Source organism: Luteolibacter luteus, assembly GCF_012913485.1.
Taxonomy (GTDB): domain Bacteria; phylum Verrucomicrobiota; class Verrucomicrobiia; order Verrucomicrobiales; family Akkermansiaceae; genus Haloferula; species Haloferula lutea.
This window is the reverse complement of record NZ_CP051774.1, coordinates 3,387,604-3,410,423: the sequence shown is the minus strand read 5'-3', so window position 1 is coordinate 3,410,423 and position 22,820 is coordinate 3,387,604. Positions and strand designations below refer to the sequence as shown.

General features: G+C 61.1%; 23 protein-coding genes. 4 read left to right on the top strand and 19 right to left on the bottom strand.

What is annotated here, in order from left to right:
• Window positions 1-72: 72 nt before the first annotated feature.
• The 11 genes from ureG to urtB all read right to left on the bottom strand — a co-directional run bounded on the left by ureG (window position 73) and on the right by urtB (window position 9,128).
• Entirely contained in the window at window positions 73-708 is a 636-nt protein-coding gene (ureG, locus tag HHL09_RS14175; RefSeq protein ID WP_169455282.1) for an urease accessory protein UreG, read from the bottom strand.
• Window positions 686-1,381, bottom strand: coding sequence for an urease accessory protein UreF (locus HHL09_RS14170; RefSeq protein WP_169455281.1), 696 nt, complete (start codon window positions 1,379-1,381; stop codon window positions 686-688). Before HHL09_RS14170 ends, ureG begins: the two co-directional genes overlap by 23 nt.
• Window positions 1,382-1,413: 32 nt before the next feature.
• Window positions 1,414-1,842, bottom strand: a complete 429-nt coding sequence (locus tag HHL09_RS14165) for an urease accessory protein UreE (protein WP_169455280.1) — start codon at window positions 1,840-1,842, stop codon at window positions 1,414-1,416.
• 14 nt (window positions 1,843-1,856) lie between these two features.
• A complete protein-coding gene (gene ureC / locus HHL09_RS14160; RefSeq protein WP_169455279.1) occupies window positions 1,857-3,578 on the bottom strand; it encodes an urease subunit alpha in 1,722 nt (573 codons plus the stop codon).
• 250 nt (window positions 3,579-3,828) lie between these two features.
• Window positions 3,829-4,146 carry an urease subunit beta gene (locus tag HHL09_RS14155; protein WP_169455278.1) on the bottom strand — a complete coding sequence of 106 codons (318 nt, stop codon included), beginning with the start codon at window positions 4,144-4,146 and terminating at the stop codon, window positions 3,829-3,831.
• Window positions 4,143-4,445 (bottom strand): urease subunit gamma, encoded by a 303-nt coding sequence (locus tag HHL09_RS14150; RefSeq protein WP_169455277.1) that lies wholly within the window; start codon window positions 4,443-4,445, stop codon window positions 4,143-4,145. Before HHL09_RS14150 ends, HHL09_RS14155 begins: the two co-directional genes overlap by 4 nt.
• A gap of 13 nt (window positions 4,446-4,458) precedes the next feature.
• A complete protein-coding gene (locus HHL09_RS14145) occupies window positions 4,459-4,743 on the bottom strand; it encodes a hypothetical protein (protein WP_169455276.1) in 285 nt (94 codons plus the stop codon).
• Window positions 4,744-4,745: 2 nt separating this feature from the next.
• Window positions 4,746-5,471, bottom strand: coding sequence for an urea ABC transporter ATP-binding subunit UrtE (gene urtE, locus HHL09_RS14140; RefSeq protein ID WP_169455275.1), 726 nt, complete (start codon window positions 5,469-5,471; stop codon window positions 4,746-4,748).
• Window positions 5,468-6,235 (bottom strand): urea ABC transporter ATP-binding protein UrtD, encoded by a 768-nt coding sequence (gene urtD / locus HHL09_RS14135; protein WP_169455274.1) that lies wholly within the window; start codon window positions 6,233-6,235, stop codon window positions 5,468-5,470. The genes urtE and urtD overlap by 4 nt, the downstream gene beginning before the upstream one ends.
• A complete protein-coding gene (urtC, locus tag HHL09_RS14130; RefSeq protein ID WP_169455273.1) occupies window positions 6,232-7,362 on the bottom strand; it encodes an urea ABC transporter permease subunit UrtC in 1,131 nt (376 codons plus the stop codon). The genes urtD and urtC overlap by 4 nt, the downstream gene beginning before the upstream one ends.
• Window positions 7,362-9,128: an urea ABC transporter permease subunit UrtB gene (gene urtB, locus HHL09_RS14125; protein WP_240963634.1), complete on the bottom strand. Its 1,767-nt coding sequence runs from the start codon at window positions 9,126-9,128 to the stop codon at window positions 7,362-7,364. The genes urtC and urtB overlap by 1 nt, the downstream gene beginning before the upstream one ends.
• A gap of 211 nt (window positions 9,129-9,339) precedes the next feature.
• Here urtB and glgP point away from each other — a divergent pair, with 211 nt between their 5' ends.
• Window positions 9,340-11,001, top strand: coding sequence for an alpha-glucan family phosphorylase (glgP, locus tag HHL09_RS14120; protein WP_169455272.1), 1,662 nt, complete (start codon window positions 9,340-9,342; stop codon window positions 10,999-11,001).
• A 25-nt stretch (window positions 11,002-11,026) separates the two neighbouring features.
• Complete coding sequence (locus HHL09_RS14115) at window positions 11,027-11,431, top strand: hypothetical protein (protein WP_169455271.1); 405 nt, start codon at window positions 11,027-11,029, stop codon at window positions 11,429-11,431.
• A gap of 250 nt (window positions 11,432-11,681) precedes the next feature.
• Here the strand turns inward: HHL09_RS14115 and HHL09_RS14110 are convergent, their stop codons facing one another.
• The 8 genes from HHL09_RS14110 to HHL09_RS14075 all read right to left on the bottom strand — a co-directional run bounded on the left by HHL09_RS14110 (window position 11,682) and on the right by HHL09_RS14075 (window position 20,170).
• A complete protein-coding gene (locus HHL09_RS14110; RefSeq protein WP_169455270.1) occupies window positions 11,682-11,924 on the bottom strand; it encodes a CDGSH iron-sulfur domain-containing protein in 243 nt (80 codons plus the stop codon).
• 63 nt (window positions 11,925-11,987) lie between these two features.
• Entirely contained in the window at window positions 11,988-12,197 is a 210-nt protein-coding gene (locus HHL09_RS14105; RefSeq protein WP_169455269.1) for a hypothetical protein, read from the bottom strand.
• 204 nt (window positions 12,198-12,401) lie between these two features.
• Window positions 12,402-13,826, bottom strand: coding sequence for a glycoside hydrolase family 10-like protein (locus tag HHL09_RS14100; RefSeq protein WP_205760846.1), 1,425 nt, complete (start codon window positions 13,824-13,826; stop codon window positions 12,402-12,404).
• Between the two features lie 68 nt (window positions 13,827-13,894).
• The gene (locus HHL09_RS14095; RefSeq protein ID WP_169455268.1) at window positions 13,895-15,256 is read right to left on the bottom strand and encodes a hypothetical protein; all 1,362 of its coding nucleotides are present in this window, start codon (window positions 15,254-15,256) and stop codon (window positions 13,895-13,897) included.
• 24 nt (window positions 15,257-15,280) lie between these two features.
• On the bottom strand, window positions 15,281-16,699 hold the full coding sequence (locus HHL09_RS14090) for a hypothetical protein (RefSeq protein WP_169455267.1): 1,419 nt from the start codon (window positions 16,697-16,699) through the stop codon (window positions 15,281-15,283).
• Window positions 16,700-16,742: 43 nt separating this feature from the next.
• Window positions 16,743-18,179, bottom strand: a complete 1,437-nt coding sequence (locus tag HHL09_RS14085; protein ID WP_169455266.1) for a hypothetical protein — start codon at window positions 18,177-18,179, stop codon at window positions 16,743-16,745.
• Window positions 18,180-18,227: 48 nt separating this feature from the next.
• Entirely contained in the window at window positions 18,228-19,016 is a 789-nt protein-coding gene (trpC, locus tag HHL09_RS14080) for an indole-3-glycerol phosphate synthase TrpC (RefSeq protein ID WP_169455265.1), read from the bottom strand.
• A 302-nt stretch (window positions 19,017-19,318) separates the two neighbouring features.
• Window positions 19,319-20,170, bottom strand: coding sequence for a hypothetical protein (locus tag HHL09_RS14075; RefSeq protein ID WP_169455264.1), 852 nt, complete (start codon window positions 20,168-20,170; stop codon window positions 19,319-19,321).
• Window positions 20,171-20,388: 218 nt separating this feature from the next.
• Here HHL09_RS14075 and HHL09_RS14070 point away from each other — a divergent pair, with 218 nt between their 5' ends.
• Complete coding sequence (locus HHL09_RS14070) at window positions 20,389-21,504, top strand: glycoside hydrolase family 76 protein (RefSeq protein ID WP_169455263.1); 1,116 nt, start codon at window positions 20,389-20,391, stop codon at window positions 21,502-21,504.
• A 149-nt stretch (window positions 21,505-21,653) separates the two neighbouring features.
• Window positions 21,654-22,796 (top strand): hypothetical protein, encoded by a 1,143-nt coding sequence (locus tag HHL09_RS14065; protein ID WP_169455262.1) that lies wholly within the window; start codon window positions 21,654-21,656, stop codon window positions 22,794-22,796.
• Window positions 22,797-22,820: the final 24 nt, after the last annotated feature.

Genomic DNA, 22,820 nt, shown 5'->3' with positions numbered 1-22,820 from the left:
GCCCTCCTTTCCTTGAATCGGCTACCACCTTTCGTAGCGGTGCTTGATTGTCAAGGAAAAGGCCCGCCCTCGCTAGACGAAGAGATACTCCCGCTTGAGCCAAGCAAGCAGGTCTTCCTTCCCCTTCTCCGACTTCATGTCCGCGAAAAGGAAAGGGCGCTCTCCCCGCATCTTCCTGGCATCCCGGTCCATCACCGCGAGATCTGCCCCCACGTAAGGTGCCAGCTCGGTCTTGTTGATCAGCAGCAGGTCGCTGGTCCGGATCGCCGGGCCGCCCTTGCGCGGGATCTTATCCCCCTCCGCCACGTCGATGACGTAGACGTAGGCATCCACCAGTTCCGGGGAGAAGGTCGCGGAGAGATTGTCCCCGCCGCTCTCGATCAAAATCAGCTTCAGGTCGGGGTGCGCGTTCTCGAGATCGATCACCGCCGCCATGTTCATGCTGATATCGTCCCGGATCGCCGTGTGCGGGCAGCCACCGGTCTCGACGCCGCGGACGCGGTCCGCAGGCAGCACGCCTTCCCGCAACAGGAACTCGGCATCCTCCCGGGTGTAGATGTCATTCGTGATGACCGCGAGGGAGAGCTCGTCCTTCAGCCACTGCGAAAGCCGTAGCACGCACATCGTCTTCCCCGAGCCGACGGGGCCGCCGACTCCGAGCCGGAAGGGACGCTTGGCGGGAGAATCAGGAAATGAAGAGTCGGGCATCGGCGCGGGCATGGCGGAGTGAGGCAATTTCGAGAAGCGGGTTGAACCAGCCATCAGGCGGGCGGGAAAGGGCGACATCGATTTCCATGCCGATGCGGTCGAGCGTGCGGCGGACGATCGCCTGGCAGACGGTCTGGCCGATCCGCATCAGCTTCATGGAGGCGGTGGCAAAGCCGGTGATCGTCTGGAAGGCAAAGGCGCGTGCCGCTTGAGCGATCGGAATCGAGGAGAGCTCGATGGAGGTGACGATGAGATGATGGCTGAAGGGACAGTTCGCCGCGTGGTTCTCCACCAAGGGTGAGGGCGCGAGCTGCCGGAGCAACTCAAGGCGGCGCGAGCCGATGCGCCGCGAGGCATCCCGCGTCTCCGCAGGCAAACGCCATGCGTCCAGCTCGCCATCGAGCTCGGCCAGCTTGGCGACATCACCTCGGCCCGCCGCCCGGTGGGCCTGCACGAAATAGGGAAGCTCGAAACTGAGCAGCGCGGGCAGGATCTGCTTTTCAAGAAAGCACTCCAGGCCTTCCGCATTCTTCACCACGCCTGCCTCGACCAATTCCTCGAGTCCGTAAGAGTGTGCGTAAGCCCCCGAGGGATATTGCGAATCGTTTGCCTGCATCAGCCACAGCCATGCATCGTAGCGGAGCGGCTGCGCTGCTCCGGCTGAGTCGGCCATGGCGGAAGAATCGGACATCGGCTCTTTCCTAACTAGGCATGCGCCACGGCTTTCAGAGGCTGGAACAGCACCTCCGGCTCACTGTAGGCCCAGCCTTCGTAACCGATCAGATGGGACATCGCTTCATCGTAGAGCACGTGGATGCGGTCCTCGAGGATCTGCGCGGGAAGGTGCAGGTTCCCCACCCGCCACGCCACCATCGCCGCATGTGCGGGTGATTCGAAAACAACTTCATACACCATCTCCGGGAGCTGTCGCACGATGTAGTCCTTCCCGTCCTGCTGGAAGATGACGGCACCATCAACAAGCCGCGATTCCAGATCGAAACCGAACTCCGTGCCGTCATTCGCGATGCCCCGCCAGCGACGCTTGAGAAATTGGCGGCGCTCCGCCGAAAGCACGACCTGGCTGGATTCGGGAAGCTCCGAGGCCGGAGCGATCATTCGCTGGATGAGATGCATGACTCCAGCGGTTCTTAGAAAAGGAAGTAGCGCTGCGCCATCGGCAAGACCGCCATCGGCTCACATTTCAGCTCCTTGCCATCTGCCGTCACGGTGTAGGTCTCCGGATCGACGGTGATCTTCGGCATCGCATCGTTGAAAGGAAGGTCGGCCTTGGTCACGGAGCGACAGCCCTTCACGGCCACGAGCTTCTTCTTTAGCCCCAGGTCATCAAGGGTGCCGGATTCCAGGGCGGCGGAGCTGACAAAGGTAATCGAAGTTGAGCCGACGGCCTTGCCAAAGGCTCCGAACTGCGGGCGATACATCATCGGCTGCGGCGTGGGGATCGAGGCATTCGGGTCGCCCATGTTCGCCCAGGCGATGAGTCCCCCTTTCAACACGGTCTCCGGCTTCACGCCAAAGAAGGCCGGCTTCCAGATGGTCAGATCCGCCAGCTTACCCACCTCGATGCTGCCGACCTCGTGCGCAATGCCGTGGGTGATCGCGGGACAAATCGTGTACTTCGCGACGTAGCGGAGCGCCCGGAAGTTGTCCGCGGCCGGATGACTATCACCCTCCAGCTTGCCAAACTGCACCTTCATCTTGTGCGCGGTCTGCCAGGTGCGGGTGATGACTTCACCGATGCGGCCCATCGCCTGCGAGTCGGATGACATCATCGAGATGGCACCGAGATCATGCAGCAGATCCTCCGCCGCGATGGTCTCCGGACGGATGCGGCTTTCAGCGAAGGCCACGTCTTCCGGAATCCGCGAGTCGAGGTGGTGGCAGACCATGAGCATGTCGAGATGCTCATCGATCGTGTTCACCGTGAAGGGACGCGTCGGGTTGGTGGAGGAAGGCAGGACGTTCGGCTCGCCACAGACACGGATGATGTCCGGCGCGTGGCCGCCACCGGCTCCTTCCGAGTGATAGGTGTGGATCGTGCGGCCCTTGAAAGCGGCCAGGGTGCTTTCGACGAAGCCCGCTTCGTTCAAGGTATCCGTGTGGATCGCCACTTGGACGTCGAGCTCATCCGCGACGGAAAGGCAGGTATCGATGGCGGCGGGTGTCGTGCCCCAGTCTTCGTGAAGCTTCAGGCCGATCGCCCCGGCCAGCACCTGCTCGCGCAGGGGTTCAGGGGAGGAGCAGTTACCCTTTCCTAGGAAGCCCAGATTGATCGGGAAGGCCTCCGCAGACTCCAGCATGCGGCGGATATTCCATTTCCCCGGCGTGCAGGTGGTCGCGTAGGTGCCATGCGCGGGACCTGTACCCCCACCGATGAGGGTCGTGGTGCCGCTGGCAATCGCATGCTCGATCTGCTGGGGACAGATGAAATGGATGTGGGTATCGATCCCCCCGGCGGTAACGATGCAGCCTTCACCGGCAATGACCTCGGTGGCCGCGCCGATGACCATGTCGATGCCATCTTGTAACAAGGGATTGCCTGCGTGACCGATGCCGACGATCCGGCCATGCTTGATGCCGATGTCTGCTTTGATCACGCCTTGGGCGGCATCGAGGATCAGCGCGTTGGTGATGACCAGGTCGAGGCTCTCGGCATCGCAAGCCAACGGCGACTGGGCCATGCCATCGCGGATCACCTTGCCGCCGCCGAATTTCACTTCATTGCCGTAGCCGCCTTTCTCCGCCACGAGATCGCGTTCGACCTCGATGAAGAGCTCGGTATCGGCGAGGCGGACACGATCACCCACGGTGGGGCCAAAGGTACCGGCGTAGTTGGCGCGGGTCTGGTTCATCGGGACTTCCGGATGCGGACCGGCACGAGAGACCTGCTCATTACGAATGAGCTGCTCGTCGGCTCAAATCCGACCAATCGCTCAAACATGGAACGAAACGCAGCGAACCATTTAACCGCGAAGGGACGCGAAACATCGCGGAACGGGACAGCCCGGAGGAGGGAAACCCATGCATTGCTTCCTTCACCTTCCATGGTCTTTGGGTTTCGCGGCGTTTCGCGTCCCTTCGCGGTTAAATCATCGCTGCTCTTCATGAATCGAGTTTCCCGTTCACCTTGTTATTCAGTCCGTAAATCTCGCGCTTGCCCGCAAAGGCCACCAGCGGCACCTCACGCGTATCACCGGGCTCGAAGCGCACCGCGGTACCCGCCGGGATATCGAGGCGAAAGCCACGCGCGGCCTCACGGTCGAAATCGAGTTCGCTGTTTACCTCCGCGAAGTGGAAGTGGCTACCCACTTGCACCGGCCGGTCGCCTTTATTCGCCACGGCGATGGTAAGCTTGGCCAAGCCGACATTGATTTCGATGTCCGGCGCGCCCTCAGGCGTGATGATTTCTCCGGGGATCATCGCACGGGATGGTGAACGGTGACGAGCTTGGTGCCATCCGGAAAAGTGGCTTCCACCTGGATGTCGTGAATCATCTCCGCCACGCCCTCCATCACCTCGTCCCGGGTGACCAAGGTGGTGCCGTAGCTCATGAGTTCCGCGACCGACTTGCCATCGCGGGCACCCTCGAAGATCTCGGCAGTGATCAGCGCCACGGTTTCCGGATAGTTCAGCTTCAGGCCTCGATCACGGCGACGTCGGGCAAGGTCGGCAGCCACCACCACGAGTAGCTTTTCCTGTTCGCGCGGGGAAAGGTGCATGGATGACGCGGGATCAGAACGCGACGATGAGGGCGACCGAACTGCTGAAGGCAATCGCGGCACCGATCTTTACCTTCCGGCTCGAGTGGAAATGCAGCAAGCCGATGGCAACCAAAGCCACCGCGGCCAAGCCGATCTCCAGATAGCCATGCAGATGGAAATAGTCCGCGCGAAGCTGGTCAAACTCATCCTCCTCACCCGGATGATAGTGCCCGGGGTGAGCGGCGAGGATCGAAGGGACAAAGAGGACAAAGGCAAACAGCAGGCGCTGCATGCGCTCGAGGGTTTCGCGGATCATGATCAAACGGTGAGGAATTCCTTGATAAGCTCGTCGCTGAGGCCGCTCATCGGCCCATCAGCCGCGACACGGCCGCGCTCGAGGATGGCGAAGTCATCGCCGAGTTCCTTGCAGAAATCCAAATACTGCTCGACCAGCAGGATCGCCATCTCGCCTTCGTCGCGGAGCATCTTGATGGCATCCCCGATCTGATCGATGATGTTTGGCTGGATACCCTCGGTGGGCTCGTCGAGAATCAACAGCTTGGGGCGGGTCAAGAGGGCGCGCCCGATCGCGAGCTGTTGCTGCTGGCCGCCGGAGAGCATGCCGCCTTTTCGTGGCAGGAATTCCTTGATGATCGGAAAGAGCGTGAAGATGCGGTCCAATTCTTCCGCCCTCGGCTTCCGCCCACGGGCAACCGTGCCGACGAAGAGATTCTCCTCCACGGTGAGCTGCGGAAAAATCTCGCGGCCCTGCGGCACGAAGCCGATGCCTGCCAGCGCCCGCTTCTCGGGGCTCATCCGAGAGATGTTTTCTCCCAAAAGATCGACCTCGCCGGCCTCCATGCCGATCAGGCCGGTGATCGCCTTGAGCGTGGTGGTCTTGCCCACGCCGTTGCGGCCCATCAGGCAAAAGACAGTCTGCGGGCGGATATTCAGGCTAACACCGCGCAGGATCTGGCTTCCGCCGATCGCGACCTTGATATTGCGGGCGGAAAGGGTGGTGGCTTCGGTGGCAATGGCACTCATGCAGCTTTCTTTTTGCGGCCCAGGTAAACCTCGATGACGCGCTCGTCATTCTGCACCTTGTCCACCGCGCCTTCGCAAAGGACGTTCCCTTGGTGCAGCACCGTCACGATGCGGCCCTGCGAAATCTGGCGCACAAAGGTCATGTCGTGCTCGATCACGACGATCGTGTGCTTGCCGGCCAGCGAGAGCAGCAGCTCGCCGGTGCGATGCGTCTCTTCATCGGTCATGCCTGCCGCCGGCTCATCCACCAACAGCAGCTTTGCATCCTGGGCGAGCAGCATCCCGATCTCCAGCCACTGCTTCTGGCCGTGAGCGAGCGATCCCGCTTTGGCATGCGCGCGCTCGGTCAACTTGATCGTTTGCAGGATTTCATCCATGCGCTCCTCTTGCTCTCGCTTCACGCGACCAACCAAGGAGTGCCAGATGCTTCGTGACCCGGCCAAGGAGAGCAGCAGGTTCTCGCGCACGCTGTGGTCCGTATAGACCGTGGGCGTCTGGAACTTCCGGCCGATGCCCAGGCGGTAGATCTGATATTCGTTCATCCGCAGCAGATCGTGCGTCTGTTCAAAGTGCAGGGTGCCGCTATCCGGCTTGGTGCGTCCGGTGATCAGATCGAGGAAGGTCGTCTTGCCCGCGCCATTCGGCCCGATGACCGTGCGCAGCTCGCCCTTCTCGAGCGCGAAGTTGAGATCGCGGATGGCCTGGAATCCGGAGAAGGACTTATTCAGTCCCTCCGCGGCCAGGAGGTAAGGCTGCATGCTCATTTGGTCTTCGCGGCAGAGGTTGCTAGGAGTTCTTCTTCAGCGGCACGCTTCCGGCTCTGGCGGCTGGCGATCAGCTCGCGGATCTGGCCCGGGATCCCGACGATGCCCTTAGGCATGAAAAGCACCACCAGCACGAAGGTGGCTCCCAGGATAATCAGCCAGTAGTCGGGGAACTCGGTGGTCGCCCAGCTTTTCAAGTAGTTCACGCCGATGGCTCCGAGGATCGGCCCGAAGAGCGTGCCGCGACCGCCGACAGCGACCCACACCACTGCTTCGAGCGACTTCTCGGTCATCATCTCGCTGGGATTGATGATGCCCACCTGCGGCACATAGAGCGCACCGCCGATCCCCGCAATCATCGCGCTGATCACGAAGATGAAGAGCTTGAAGTTCGCGGCCGAGTAGCCTGAGAAGAGCACGCGGTTCTCACTGTCGCGGATCGCCCGCTGGATCAGGCCGAAACGCGAGTTGGTGAGCCATCGGCAACCGAGGAAGACCAGGGTGAGCGTCACCGCAGAGGCGATGTAGAGGAAGCGCTTGGTTTCCGGATTCCGGAGATCCGCGCCGAGGATCGTGCGGAAATCGGTGAAGCCGTTGTTCCCACCCATGTAGAGTTCATTACGGAAGAACATCAGCGCTGCACCGTAGGTCAGCGCCTGCGTGAGGATCGAGAAATACACCCCCTTGATCCGCGAACGGAAGGCGAGGTAACCGAAGATCCCCGCCAAGACGCCGGGCGCGCAGAAAATCATCAGCGCGGCAAAGGGGAAGGATTGGAAAGGCTCCCAGAAGCCGGGGAGTTCCTTGCGGCCCATGAAGTCCATGAAATCCGGCAGCGCGCTTTTATACACCGGGTCCGGACCGATCATCAGCATCAGGTGCATGCCCAGCATGTAACCGCCGAGGCTAAAGAACAGTGCCTGCCCGAGACAGAGCAGACCGGTGTAGCCCCAAAGCATGTCCACGGCGATCGCGAGAATCGCGTAGCAAAGGTACTTGCCCCAGGTGTTCAGTGTGAAATCGGAGACTGCCCCCGCGGCATTCAGCGACGGCATGACCACCACGAGGAAGACCGCGAGGAGGGAGAGGAGAAGCGTGGGAGTTTTCCCGGCGAGAGAGGTTTTCATCAGTCGAGGCTACGGGAGCGGGTGGCGAAGATGCCGGAGGGCTTCCACTGGAGGAAAAGGATGATGGCACCCAGCACGAGGATCTTGCCCGTGACCGGATCACCGAGGATCTGCTGCAGGGATTGATCCGCCATGCCGATGCCTAGCGCGCTGATCACCGTGCCCATGATATTCCCCACGCCGCCGACCACGACGGTCATGAAGGAGTCCACGATGTAGTTTTGCCCGAGGTTCGGTCCGACATTTCCGATCTGGGAAAGGAAGGCCCCCGCAAGCCCCGCAAGGCCGCTGCCGAAGGCGAAGGTCATCATGTTTACCTTCTCCGTCTTCACACCCATGCAGGCGGCCATGCTGCGGTTCTGCATCACCGCGCGGATCAGCAGACCCAGTGACGTTTTGGTCAGCACTGCCCAGGTCATGAAAATGATGAGCACCGCGAACCCGATCACGAAGAGGCGGTTCCAGCCGAAGACGATGTCGTTCACCGTCCAGTTTCCGGAGAGGAAAGACGGGCTTTCTACCTGGACGTTGTTCGCGCCGAAGACCAGGCGGAAGAGTTGCTGGATGACCATCGAAACACCCCAGGTGGCGAGCAGCGATTCCAGCGGACGCTTGTAGAGGAAGCGGATGATCCCCCGCTCCAGCAGCAGGCCCACGCCTGCCGCGGTAAGGAAGCTTGCGGGAATCGCGACCAGGAAATAAAGATCCCAGCTCCCACCGGAGAGATTCATTCCGGGAATGTCGATCTTCAGGCCGAAGGGCGACATGTGGATGCCTCCGGCGAAAAGATTCTGGATCAGATAGGTCGTGTAAGCGCCCACCACGATCAACTCGCCGTGTGCCATATTGATCACGCCCATCAGGCCAAAGGTGATCGCCAGACCGATCGCCACTACCAACAGCACGCTGCCGAGCGACAGACCGCGGAAAAGGGTTCCCATCGTATTCACCCGGGAGATGTGGTTCTCGATATCCCGCAAGGCCTTGTCACACGCGCCCACCAGGCCCACTTGCCCGGCCGCTTCCGCCTCGCCTCGCACCGTCTTGATCGCGCTTTGCGAAGCAATCGAACCCATGTCGCCGAGTTCCTTTACCGCTCCCTCGCGCACGGGGAGTTCCGGGGAGCGGAGCTTGATCATCGCCACTGCCTCGGCCAGCGCGTCCTTGATCCTGCCGTTCTGTTCAACGGCTACCCGCTGTTCCAGCAGCGGCAACTTCGCCGGATCCTGCTCGAGGCCGGTGTCCTGAACGGCTTGTAACCTTTTCTTCACATCCGGGGAGGCCAGTGCGAGGCGATCCGTCACCCCCTTCATCACCCGGCGCAGCGAGGAATCGGTATCCGCGAGATAAAGTTCGTCCTTGGTCATGCGGACGGCGCTGCCGTCTTCCGCGGTCACCGGCTTCTCGGTGGCAAGGGCCTTCAACGCGTGCTTTTCATCCGCATCGGCCTCCCCATCCAAGGTCACCGCCACGTCGGTCCCGGCGGCATCCTGATAAAGGTAGATCTCGCCTTCCTTCCACTTCCCCAACCACAGGGTAACCTGCTCCGGCTCCGCATTCCCAAGGCTTTCCACCAGTTCCTTCTGCTTGTCGGTATCCGTGGTGGCGGCAGCCTCCGCGACGATCTCGCGGGCTCCTTTCGGAGCGGCCTCCTGAGCGAAGCCCTGGCCTAGCAAGATACCGAGGCAGATGAGCAGGCGCCCGATCTTCCGGCTGATTCCATCGGTTCTCTTGGGCGACGCGGGAGTCATGGTGGATCTACGCATGAGCAACTGGCGTGCCACCACCCCCGACCCACTCTGTCACCGTGATGCGAGACCGCTCCGGGAATCCTTTCCAAGCTGGTACGGAAACAGCATCTCCGGCGCAGGACTCGACAAATGGCGGCTCGTGGGCCATGGCTGGCACAGTCATCCGCGACCTAACCCGCGGGTCCTCAACGAAAACGTCTTCCGCCTAACCCAGCGCCCGTCTCTCATGTCAGGATCCTTTCTCCCGAAGCCTTTCGCCCATCCTTACGAGATCGACCCGAAGTTCTCGAAGAGCGCCGTCTATTTTTCCTGCGAGTTCGCGATCGACCAGATTTTCAAGATCTACTCCGGCGGCCTGGGTTTCCTCGCCGGATCCCACATGCGCTCGGCTGCCGCGATGCGCCAGAATCTCTGCGGCATCGGCATGCTCTGGACCTACGGCTACTATGACCAGGCCCGCGGCGAGGAGCGCGAGATGGCGGTCCAGTTCCGGAAGAAACAGTATGCTTTCCTGCAGGACACGGGCATCAAGTTCCAGGTCCCCGTCCACGGCCACCCGGTATGGGTGAAGGCGATGTTCCTGCCGGGCGATGTCTTCGGCACCGTTCCGATGTTCTTCCTGACCACGGACATCGACGAAAACGACGGACTGTCCCGCGCGATCACCCACCGTCTCTACGACAATGACCCGCTGCGCCGCATCGCCCAGTACATCGTCCTCGGCTCCGGCGGTGCCCGCCTGCTTGAGGAACTCGGCGTGGATCCCGAAGTCTGGCACCTGAATGAGGCCCACGGCCTCTCCGCCGCCTTCCGCGTCTACGAGAAGCATCGTAGCAGTGATGAAGTGAAGAAGCGCTTCGTCTTCACCACCCACACGCCCGAGGAAGCCGGCAACGAAAAGCACGACTTCAAGCTGCTCCACGATTTCAGCTTCTTCGGCTCCGTGCCGATGGACGAGGTCCGCAAGGTCACCGGCATCGAAGGCGAGGTCTTCAATCACTCGCTGGCTGCCCTGCGGATGAGCCACATTTCAAATGCGGTCTCGAAGCTCCACGGCGACGTCTCCCGCAAGATGTGGGAAAGCTTTCCCGGTATCTGCCCGATCACCCATGTGACAAACGCCCAGAACGCGAAGTTCTGGAAGGATCGCGGCATCGAAGGTTCGCGGGTGGAAGGCGACATCAACACGCTGGCCAGCCGCAAGCGCGAGCTGAAGTCCCGCCTCTTCCAGACCGTCGCCAACCAGACTGGCAAGCTTTTCAATCCCGACGTACTCACCATCGTCTGGGCCCGCCGCTTCGCCGGCTACAAGCGCCCGGACCTGATCACCCGCGATATCCGGATGTTCCGCTCGCTGGTGAACAACAACGACAAGCCGGTGCAGATCATCTGGGCCGGCAAGCCCTTCCCCTTCGACTTCGGAGCGATCGAGACCTTCAACCACCTAGTCCAGACCACGAAGGATTTCCCGAACGTGGCCGTGCTCGTCGGCTACGAGCTCGAGCTTTCCCGGCAGCTGAAATACGGCGCGGACATCTGGCTGAACAATCCGATCGTCACCCGCGAAGCTTCAGGCACCTCCGGCATGACCGCCGCGATGAATGGAGCCATCAACCTTTCCACTTATGATGGATGGGTCTGCGAGTTCTCGAAGGACGGCCACAACAGCTTCATCATCCCGCCTGCTGATCTCAGCCTGACGCCCGAAGCCCGCGATCGCCACGACCTCCTCGGTTTCTACGAAGCCATGGAACAGAAGGTCCTGCCACTCTACTACGGCGACCCGGAAGGCTGGTGGAAGCTGGTGCTCAACTCGATGAACGAAGTGGTGCCTTTCTTCGACTCCGACCGCATGGTGACGGAGTACTACGAGAAGATCTACGCCTGAACGCGCCTGAAATATCCGGCGTCCCATGAATTACGTCGGTAAGCTCTTCTCGATCTGGGTCCTGATCGTCGCGGGAGTCGTATGGTCACCCGAACTCTTCGGGTGGCCGCTCTGGAAGTTCCCCGCCCTCTTGGCCGGGACGCTTCTGGTCGTTATCGCAACCCTCTTCATCCGGGGTGTCATCCGCTTTCGTCGGCAGGGCTGGGGAGTCTGGGCCACCTCCTATCCTGCAGAGTTTCAGTTTGCGGAGCGGCATGAAGGAAAAACGCGATCCTTCAGGCTCCCCGGCGACCTGATCGAGAACGGTCATCCGGTCTATACCCGGCTCCCGGAAGAACGATGGAGAGCCCTAGCTCCCGAATGGGCCGAGGACCGGCGCTTGGAGATCGAGGAAAAGATCCTCCGGAATCCATTCTACCGTCCGATCTAGAGATCGACTTGGTCGGACGTTCACACACCGAGCCACAGACAGCGGCTCTTGTCCGGCTGCCGGGATCTCGATCGCACCCGCCGCCACGCTGCAGAAATACGGAACCTCGCAAGTAGTCCCCGCCTCTTGCACCTGCGCTCCACCAGGGCGGAGAACCTCAGCTGTCTCTTCGAGAGCCACTCCTTTCCGGGACCGCGCAATGCCCGGCCGAAATCCCCCGCGCTTCCCGCATGGATGCCCGTGGTGATCATCACCGGAATCTCTTGTGCGTCCCATCGCAGAGCGGCGGGCTCTTGCTATGCTTGCACTGGCACCACCATACCGTGGTCTCCACCAGCGTCTCGAACTTCACCGGCTGCAATCCGGTTCCCTTGTGGCTGCCATCGCAGAAAGGTGGATGACCGCTTCGCCCGCAGGCGCACCACCAGTGGACGCCTGCCTCGACTTGCAGGCCCATCGGCTTGTTGTCGCAGACGATCGGTTCGTCAGCCATGCCCGCCAATTTGCCCGGACAAGCCGGAAAAATCCAGCCGCGAATTCCCTGCGGCCCTTGCCCTCACTCCATCGCCGTCGGCGGGAGCTCTTTTTCCGCCACGACCGCCACCGGCTTCTCCTGCTTCACGGATGGACTCACCTTCGCCGACACAGGCACCGAGCCTTTGCCGAATTGCGGGTAATTGTCCGCGGAGACTTCACTGAAAAACGTGGCAAGGAGCCAAATGGCCAAAAGCACGGAAGAACCCGTTACGAAAAATCGGACTTTCATCAGGAGGCAAGGGTGCGGCCCATGGCCGGCAGGTGTATTGCGGGACGCGCGCTATATGCCGCAATTATCTCGCAAAAGTAAAGTATTTTCAATGGCTTGCCCGGGTCCTTGCGCCCGGGCGCGAGGCGTTGCAGCACCTTGGTAGACGCTCTGCAAGTGGAATCGCCGTGGAGCACATGAATCCATGTTCCACGGCCCCCATCTTCAGCGCGAAAGCACGACCGGCGCGCTGGTATTTCCGAAGCGGTCCACGGCACTCACCGCCACCGCATCCGGCTGCCCGCTGATGTCGGTCGCCTTGGTTCCGCCGGACACCACCTTGGCCATGCGCCACTGGTTTCCATAGCGCGCTTGGATCGCATATTTCGCCGTCGAGCGATCTCCGCTCTGGAGATTCACCCGCACGCCCGAGCCGGTGCCCTGCGCATTGGCAGCAGGACGACCCGGAGGCTTCTGGCTGATCCATGGCATCGGCGGGACCAGCGCCGGCTGCGCGTACTGGTTCTTCGCCAACATATTGGAGATCCCGCCGCGGTTCTGCATCAGGCCCTTCACGCTCCATTGGAGGTGACCCGCCCAATTCTTCCCGATGCTCCGGGAAAGCTCGACCTGCTTGGTGATCTCCGAAGCCGGACGGCCCGGATCTTCCGAGCTGCCCACGCGGGAAACCGCGATCCCCGGCCACACCGGGCGACTTCCCTGCTGGCGCCACCAGCCGAGCAGCGCGGAGAAGCTCTGCTTCCGCGGCTGGTCCCGCCAGTAAAGCTGCGGGGCGAGGTAATCCACCCAGCCATTCGACAGCCACTTCCGCGCATCGCAACCGAGCTGCTCGTAGGAGTCGATCCCCGCCTCGATGCCACCCGGCACACCGGGCCGCCAGATGCCGAAGGGCGAGATGCCCACGCGCACCCATGGCTTCGCGCCCTTCACGTCGGAATAGAGCTTCTGCACGAAGTCATCCACGATCTTCCGCCGCGTCGCCGGGGAACGGCCGTCCGGGAACTGCCGCCCGCCCTCGGGGTAGGGATAAAAGTAGTCGTCGAGGTGAACCCCATCCACATCGTAGCGGTTCACCACGTCCAAGATCGCGCCGAAGGCCCGCGCCCGTGTTTCGGTCTGCGCCGGATCGCACCACACCAGCGAGCCATAGCGCTTCGTCACGTGCGGCGAGGCCTGGCAAACGTGGCTCGCGCAGGTGCCTTGGTTCACATTCGAGAGCGCGCGGAAGGGATTGAACCACGCATGCACCTCGATCCCCCGCGCGTGGGCCTGCTTGATACAATAGTCGAGCGGATCGTAGCCCGGCGACTTGCCCATCGTCCCGGTCAACCACGGGCTCCACGGCTCCCGGGAGGACGCGTAGACCGCATCGCAATGCGGCCGCACCTGGAAGATCAGCGCGTTCATGTTCAGAGACGCCATCTTGTCGAGGATCGCCCGCATCTCCGCCTGCTGCGCGGCGGGGGACATCCCCTTCTTGCTGGGCCAGTCGATATTATGAACCACCGCCGCCCATGCCCCGCGGAATTCCCGGGCAGGCATCGGCGGCTTCTCTCCTGATGGACGATACGATTGCGCCGCCGCAAGGCCGGCAAGCAAGCTGGTCAAGGCGATGATCCGGGCAAGCATGGCCCCTTAGATGCCTTGAATATCCAGCCCATGCAAGCGGGGATGCCTAACGGCATGGCTGGACCATGCTACCGTCCCCAGTGATCCCGGATGGTCAGCGTGAAATCAGTTTCCTTCCCGCTTCTCAAGAACTTCGCGAGGGCTTGTGGCTTTTCCTTGATCAGGGACATGCCACCCGTGGCTTTTTCATCGGGAGCAATCTGGATCGCGTATCGCACATCAACGATCCTGTCGTCTCCCTCGGTGGCCTCGATCTCGAAGAGCTGCTGGATCTCGCCTTTCCGGCTTCGGAACAGCGAAGCCTTCTGGCCTGACCGGCACGTAATCCCTCCAGCCTCCAGATTCGTTTCCGCCCAAAGCCGGAATGGTGCCCTGGGGCTATCCACAAAGTCGTCCTGCAGCATCTCCTGTTGCTGAGCATCTGCGATTGTCAGCAGCCGTCCCGACTTGACGTCGAAGCCTGCGAAAAAGCCTTCGCGCAGGAATAAGAAGCCAAGGATCTCCAATGATTCCCGCGCGTCGATCACAGGTCCCGTCACCCACTCGGCAAGGGCTGCTGGCGGCTCCACAAGAACCGGATCCTCCTGATAAAGGAAATCCGCTGCCCCGCTGTAGACTCCAATCTGCAGGCTCTCGCCCAATGGACGACGAACCGGAGCGAACTCCTCATGACCGGGAGGCCACGGCATCACCTGCTGCTTCGGCAACTCCACCCAACGGCTTTCCGAAGAACGGATCCCGTCGATGGTTTGCCGGACGACGCTTCCCGTGAGCTTCCACGCCCCCTGACCTTCCCCACCGCGAGCCAAGAGAAACTCCTGCCCGTCCTTCAGGACCACGGTTGCCTCGGCCTTCCACGATGAATCCTCCTCACCCGCGGGCCAAGACGCGCTCCAAATCAGATCGGTGGAGGCGCTTTGCCCGGCGTATGGCTCGGCACTAACCTGAAAGCCATGGCTCTCGGCCTTCGCTTTCTTTCCGTTCGACGATGACAACGACAGCACACGACGCTCATCTCCCCCTGCCGCTCCGCCGGAGAGTTCAAAGCGCATCTTCATCACCGAGAGACCTTCTTCAAACCCCAAGGATTTCTCAGCCTCCTTCAATTCCACGAATGTGCCCCGCGCAACGATCATGCGCGAACTCGCATTCCAAACGATCCAATCCCCCTGCCATATGGCGTCGGACTCCTCAAACGGATCTTGGTTTGTCCTAGGCTCACCTCTCCACTCCACGGCCTTGGAAATCTCCCAGAGTTCGTCGCCCGCCTTGAAGAAAGCCGATTCGCCTGGAGGCCTGTCCAATTTCCGAACCCTGCCGTTCGTGGTCAAATCCGGATTGAACTGCTCAATCGGAACCTTCCAGCCGACTGTAAGCGCATTGGCGATCCCCAAGAAGGGAACCAAGATGAGAAGAAGGATTCTGAACATGACATCTTATGAATCGCCCCTCCTTCAAGACCCTTCATCGATCTCCCCGGTCAGGATCAGATTCGTCGCCTCCTCGCCGTCGGAAGAAAAGCACGCAACCGCCTTCGGCTTTCCGACTTCAAGAGTTGCTTGCGACTCGACACGACCCGAGACCTTCGTGCCTTTGATCGCATCAATCGTATAGCGCACATCCATGAGATGCTCCTGGCCTCCAAGGATAGGCTCAATGACAAACAAGGCCTCCGTTGCACCCATGCGGCTGCGCTTGATCTCCGCCTTCTCGCCGGAACGAGTCGTTAACAGCCATCCTCCGGCCTCGGCATTCGCTCCAATCCGGATCGACGGAGGAGGAGGATCCCAAAGAGGAGTCGTCATCTGAGTGACCAGATCGAGAGCTTTTGCATCGGCAATCACCACCAGGTATCCGCGTGCATCAAAGGTGGCAAAGCTACCTTCACCTTCGATCTTGATCCCTTGACCTGCCAAAAGGGGCCGCGCATCCACGCGAAGCCCCCGAACCCAGTCCTTCGCTTGTGGCGGAGACTCGGCAAGGGCTGCTTTCTTCCCGAACTCCGGATCAAGCCTCTCGGCAAAGTCGGGGAACACCTCGAAAACTCCCAGAACCAAGCCGCCCGGCAAAGGCCGCAAAAAAGGCTCGAAGTTTCTCACTTCAGGCTGCCAGGAGACGATCCTTCCCGACTCCTCGATCAACCTCACTTGCGAGCGGAGAGTTCCATCGATCACTTCTATGGTAACGGTTGTGAAAAGCTGCCATCTTCTCTCGTCCTGCCCTTGCGCTGCGAGCAAGGTCCGTTCGCCCTCCTTCAAGGTCGTCGCGCTTACCACGCTCCATGTCTGGCCTTCTTCTCCCGTCGGCCAGTCATAGGTCCAGCGAAGATCAATCGCATCGGTCGAACCCGCGATCCCCTCCAAGTCCAGGCTTCCTCCTTCCCAACGGGCCTGAGCGCGTTCCCCGCTTCTCAATACCAAGGATAGCGAACGTTTCAACTTGTCCTCTTCTCCTCCAAGAATCTCAAACTTGGAACGGATCAAGATGGGCAGGCTCCAATAGCCAAGTGCCTGCTCCGCATCTCTCAAATCCATCCATGAACCACTGGCAACGACCAGCTGGGAGCGGGCATTCCAGACAAGCCAATCTCCTGTCCACTTGAAAGCCGCCACACGTTGCGAACCTCCGGCAAATGGATCGTCGCCCGGCTCTCCAATCCTCCTTTCCCATTTCAAGACAGCGGAGACGTCCCACAGCTCGTCTCCCTCCTGAAAGAACGCCGAATTACCCGGCGCTGTCCCGAGCTTCTTCACCCGGTCATCCGCTTCCAAGTTCTCGACAAAGCCCTCCAGTGGCACCTTCCACGCCGCGGTCATGCCTTGCGCAGACAGCATCGCAAGAAGCCAAGCTAGCAGGGGAAGTGTTCGATTCATGGAGTCGATCAGTGGTTGGATTCCTATCTCCTTTCAAGAGCGCTTAGGGCGGAGCATCTCCCACCCGGATCAGCACCTCGACCGCTTCGCCGGAACTTGCCTCCATCATCTTCTGCCAACGGCGCGGTATGAGGTCCATCCCTATGGTCAACTCTCCTTTGTCCGCACCATCGGCCATGAGCCTGGTGAACAGCCTCAAGGCTACGCTGCCGGTCCCCCGAGTGGCCTCGACCTCGAATATGGCCTCGCTTTCCTGCCCTCTGAGTTCCCAAATCCCTCCCCTCTCTCCATCCCGCACGACGATCCCGGTGTTGCCTGTCTCGGGACACAATTCGATGAGAAGATTTGTCTCCGGAGGACCTCCCAATTTCCCGAGCAACCTTTTGATAGCGGCATGAGTCGCCTCGTCGCCAACGACGACAAGCTGATGCGCCAGCACATCGTATCCCGCGAAGAATCCGGGAGCTTCCACATTGATGCCTTCGCCTTTCAACAGCGTCGAACAGTCGACCAAAGGCCCCTCGATCCATCGCCGGAGATTTTCCGGCACCTGGAGATCATGCTTCAACAATGGCATCGGCCGCGAACCTAAGTCAGGAGGAATCGGGCTCCAAACAACCGAACGCTCTCCTTGAAGAGGAATGCGGAACTCTCCGAATACACGACCATCTCCCCCTCGCCAGGGCCTTGGACCACTGTATTTGTTCTCCAGTAGCCGGGCTTCGGCAGCCGGCGTTCCGTCAGCCCTTTGCTCCCGACACGTGAGGTAGAGCTCCCATCCATCCTCACCGGTTCCGTGCCTCGCAACGAAGGCCCTCTTGCCGTCCTCGAAGTATCCCGAAGTTGTCACCTCCAAGCCCTGAGATTCCTTTTCCACGACCCAAGTTGCGGCGATCCTGGTGAAGATCATTTGCTCGGAATATCCGACGCTCGGATCGGCTTCGATGGAAACGCCACCCTCGGTCTTCTTCGTCATCTTGCCGCCTTCACAAATCATCGAAATGGATTGGAACGCAGCCTTTGCCCCAGGACGCAGCCAATCGAGTTGCATGCGGAAGACATTCGGTTTCGCTGACGACTTGGCCTGAACGAAATCCGGAGCCTTCTCAAAGTCCCACGCGAGCTGTGCCTTCAAGAGATCCGCATAGCTACCCCTCGCCACCAAGCTTCCCAAACGCGCATTCCACACCGCCCACTCCCCTTTCCAAGGCCCGCGGGGCTTCTCTTCCTCTTCATAGGACGCCTCGATGTAGCCATACGGGATCAAGCTCTCGTCCTCCAGAACGCTCGAAACATCCCACAGCTCATCGCCCGGCTGGAAGAACGCCGACTCGCCAGGCGGCTTCTCCAGCTTGCGGATCTTTTCGTTGGTCTTGTGATCCGGGGCCAGCGTCTCCAACGACACCTTCCATGCCGCCGTCGAGGCCGCGCGAACGCCGCCGGCGAAAATCAACAATGCCAACAAGAGAAGCCTGACCATGGCTTCCGCATGCTGTGTCTTTCCTCCGGGGACTGCAAGCAGCCGTCTTTAGACCGCCCTCAACTCCAGATACGCCTCGATCTCCTCGGCCGGGTTATGCGCCCGCATCAAGGACTCGCCAATCAGCACGGCGTTCGCGCCGGCATCGAGGGCACGCTGCACATCTTCCACGCTGCGCAGGCCGGACTCGGAAACGAGGATCACATCATCCGAAACTTCATCCGCCAGCTCCTCGGTGACCGCAAGGTCGATCTCGAAGGTCTTCAGGTTGCGGTTGTTGATGCCGATCAGGTCCGCGCCGAGTTCGATCGCGCGCTCCATCTCCGGCAGGTCGTGGACTTCCACCAGCACATCGAGTTGGAAGTCCTTCGCCTCGTTGTAGAGGCGCTTCAGATTGTCGTCATCCAGCGCGGCCACGATCAGCAGGATCGCATCGGCACCGGCCACGATCGCCTCGTGGATCTGCACCGGGTGAATCGTGAAGTCCTTCCGCAGTAGCGGCGCATCGGAGAATTCGGAAATCTTGCTCAGGTAGCTCAGCGAACCTTGGAAGTACTGCTCGTCCGTCAGGATCGAGAGGCAGGATGCGCCGCCATCCAGATAGCGCTTCGCCTGGCGGATGGGGTCGAAGTTCGGATCGATCAAGCCGACGGAAGGCGAGGCCTTCTTCACTTCCGCAATCACTCCCACGCGGTCCGGACCGCGATCCAGCGCCGCACGAAAGCCGCGGAACTCGTTCCGCTGCAAGGCTGCGGCGCGGATATGCCCGGCACGGGCCATCAGGGCTTCGACTTCCTGATGCTTGGTGGCGATGATCTGGGCGAGCTTGTCGGACATGGCAGGCGCGGGAGGAAAGACCGGAAAGCGCCGGGCGGAAAGCGGAAAGAGCGGCTGCCCGCCCGCCCGGAGCAAGCCCTCACCCGCAAATGGACGGGAGGGGCGCAGATGAAAATGCCGGATTCCCCGGAGCGACCCCGGGCGATGGCGATATCGATGTCAGTTCCCATCTAACCCATTGACGAGCCGCCATCGCCATTTTCCCCGGGGCTTCCCTACCCGGACTGTCTCTCCGGACCGGCAAGTTTTCCCGATCCCGTTTCATCTGCGCCCATTCCGTCCATCTGGAGTTCAGAAAAACTTCATTCCCCTTTTCGCTCGGTCTCCAGTCGGGCTGCGATCCCATCGACCACGGCTTCCGGGGAAAACTCGCCTGCCGTGATCCCGATCCTGCTGAGCCCGGCGAATTCCCGCAGCTCCAGCGATCCCGCATCCGGCACCGCGCGCGCGGGGAGGCCCAGCCGCCGGGACGCATCGATCAGCGCGCGGACGGAGGACTCGCTCGCCTCCCCTGCCACGATGATCATTTCCGCCCAGCGGCTGAGCCCTTCCACGGACCGCTCGCGCTCCAACATCGCGGGCGTGGTCGTATCGAGGAAAACCATCCGGCTGTCCGGATGCCGGTGCCGGATCGCCTCCGCCACCGCATGCGCGCGGCGGCGGGAAATCGTCGGCTGGCAGACGAGACCAAATTTCGGAGCAAAGGGCAGCAACCCGGCCTGCTCGGCATCCTCCACCACCAGGGTCCCCGCCACCTCACCGGCGATGGCGGCCGATTCATGCTGGTCCCGGCAGCCGATCACCACCGGCTTGCAATGCTCCAGCGCCAAGAGGTTCAGCGAGGTCTGCGCCCGCCGCACGCACGGCAGGGTCAGGTCCAGCACTTCGTGGCCATTCTCCTTCCACTTCCGGACCCAGGCTTTCGGCAGCCCGGTCAGCGGCACCACCACGGTATGGGTCGGCGCGCGGAATTCCTCAGGGCTTCCCTCCAGTACACCCTTCCGGCGGTAAAGTTCGCAGAGCGCGGCGTCCGGGGCCAGCGCTCCCAGCACGGTCACGGCCCCGCGCTTCAAGCGGCTGTCGAGACGTGTGAGGGCATCGCGGGTCTCCTGGCCGTGTCCCAATACCAAGGCACGACGGAGTTCACAGCGCATGGGAGGAGCGGAGAGAGGGCTTGATAACATCGGCTTTGTTCCACAAAGTTTCAAGGCAGGCCTGAACGGCAAACGAAGGATCAGACAGGACTCACTTTGTGACACAAAGTTAATTTGGCAAGCTGGAAGTTTGCCCGGATGACACGTGCCTCCTGAGGAGCCGCCTTGCCGTGACGGGAGAGGCCTGCCATCACGGGTCAACCCCGTTTGATATCCCCATGAATTCTGCTCGCCCGCTCCTCGCCGGCACCCTCACCGCGATTTTCGCGTGCGCCAGCCTGACACCTGCTTCCGCCCAAGCGCCGAAGCATCAGGAGCAGGCCGCCGAAGTGATGTCCTACATCCAGGAGCACTTCTGGGATCGGAAGTCCGGCCTCTACATGAGCAAGGCCGACGGGAAGGAGCCGGAGCTGATCTGGGGTGCCGGCGTGATGTTCTCCGCAGTGGTCGCCGCCGCCCGTCATGACAAGGAGTACCGCAGCGTGATGCGGAAGTTCTTCGAGGCGATGGATGCCTACTGGGACACGAAAGTGAAGATCCCCGGCTATGAACCGGCCCGCACCCAAGGCGGCAACGACAAGTACTACGACGACAATGCCTGGATGGTCCTCACCTTCCTCGAGGCCTACGAGCAGACCGGCGAATCCCGCTATCTGAAGCGCGCCGAGGAAGTCCTCGAATTCGTGATCAGCGGCTGGGACGACAAAGCCGGCGGCGGCATCTACTGGCACGAACAGCACAAGGGCAATGGCAAGAACACCTGCGCGAATGCCCCGGCTGCGCTCGGCTGTTTCCGGCTCGCCCGCTTCAAGAAAGACCCGGACGCCGCGAAGTGGAATGCCGAGGGAGAAAAGATCACCGTGTGGACCGTGAAGACGCTGCAAGGAGAGAACGGTCTCTTCTGGGACAACATCGACGTCACCACCGGCAACATCAACAAGGGCCAGCTCACCTACAATTCCGCACTGATGCTGCGGAACTTCATCTCCCTCCACACCCGCACCGGCCAGCAGTTCTACCTCGATGAAGCCCTGCGCGTCGGCAAGGCGGCGAACAGCTTCCTCGGAGGCAACGGCGTCTATCGCGATCCCATCAAATGGTCGCACCTTCAGGTCGAGGCCGATCTCGAGCTGTGGCGCAAGACCGGCGAGGACTATCTCAAGCAGCGCGCGATCAAGAACGTGGAAGGCCACTACGAGGCGTGGAAAAAACAGCCTTACGGGGACCTGATCTCCGAGGGCTCCCTCGCCCGCGAGTTATGGCTGCTCGTCGATCACGAAACTCCGGCAGGGCGGGAATTCTGGAAGAAATCAGATACCGCAAAGGCAAAGTAAGGACCGCGCGCCGGCAGAGCGTAGTTTTTGCGAAGAACTTCCGGCAGAGCTTGCCCGGAGCTCCGCCGTCCCCTAGTCCTCCAAAAAACCTCACTTTTCCCGCCGAATAGGAGCCCCCGCACCTCTATCCGGCCACTTCCCTCCATTTCATGAAGCATTTGCCTCCACTGCTGCTGTTCATTCTTCCCGTATCTGCCGGTGATATCGTTCCGCCACCCTCTACCTCGGGCGGATGGGAATGGAATATCTCGGTGGGCCCCTCGGTCCGGAACATTGGATCACTGAAGATCAATGCGGGATCCCGCAGCGGAGATTTCATTCTGCCATCCTTGGTCGGGGAGAGTTCCCTGGTTCCTCCTCCGATCGGCGAAGAAGACGAATACGGCGACCGCTTCTACAACAATGGCTATGTGCGCCAAGACGAAGGGACTTCGGCCGATGGCTCCACTTGGTACTGGGGCTATGATTCCGCCGCCCAGGTCCAAGGTGATAACCTGATGTTCTCCGCGAGCGGGACCCAAAGCGTGGTCCGCGATGCGACCAGCGATCCGAGAACGGGCTCCTACAGCAAGGACAGCTTGTCCGGCTTCTCTCCCCACGTCCAAGTGGACTTGAAAAGCCCGCACGCCCTCGGCGGTTTCCGCGTGGGCTTCAGCGGCAGCTTCGATTTCACCAAGGTCGATCAATCCCTGGCTTTCTCGGATTTCTCGGCCAGCCAGCTCCGCGACAACTACCGCTTGGACTACACGGACATCTATTCGCTCGGCGGCGTGGTGCCGCCCTCTGCACCCTATGCGGGATCTTTCGGAGGACCGGGCCCATTGATCGGAAACTTGCCCTCCACACGCATCATCACGCCCGTGCTCTTGTCCAGCGACTCGGCGGCTTTTACCAACACGGTGTTTGCGTCCTTTGACATGGATGTTTCGAGCTTGGCGCTTGGCCCCACCTTCAGCCGTTCATGGGGGCCTCTGGAGCTCGCCCTGCAAAGCGGACTCATCCTGAACCTCTATCGCTGGGAAGGACACCAATCCGAGCAATTGAAAGGAACGAATACCGCAGGCACCACCACCGTCGCCCGCTGGTCAGAAAAGGACTCCGGCACCAAGTTCCGCACCGGCGTCTATGCCCAAGCCGACCTCGGCTATGATCTGACGGATCTCATCGGGATCACTGCTTTCACCCGCTTCGATACCGCGGGCGAATTCCGTGCGCAGGTAGGGCCCAGCATCATGAAGGTCGATCCCGGCGGTCTCAGCGCGGGCTTCCAAATCCGCTATTCGCTTCCCTGAAGAACCGCTCACGCCACGCAGGAA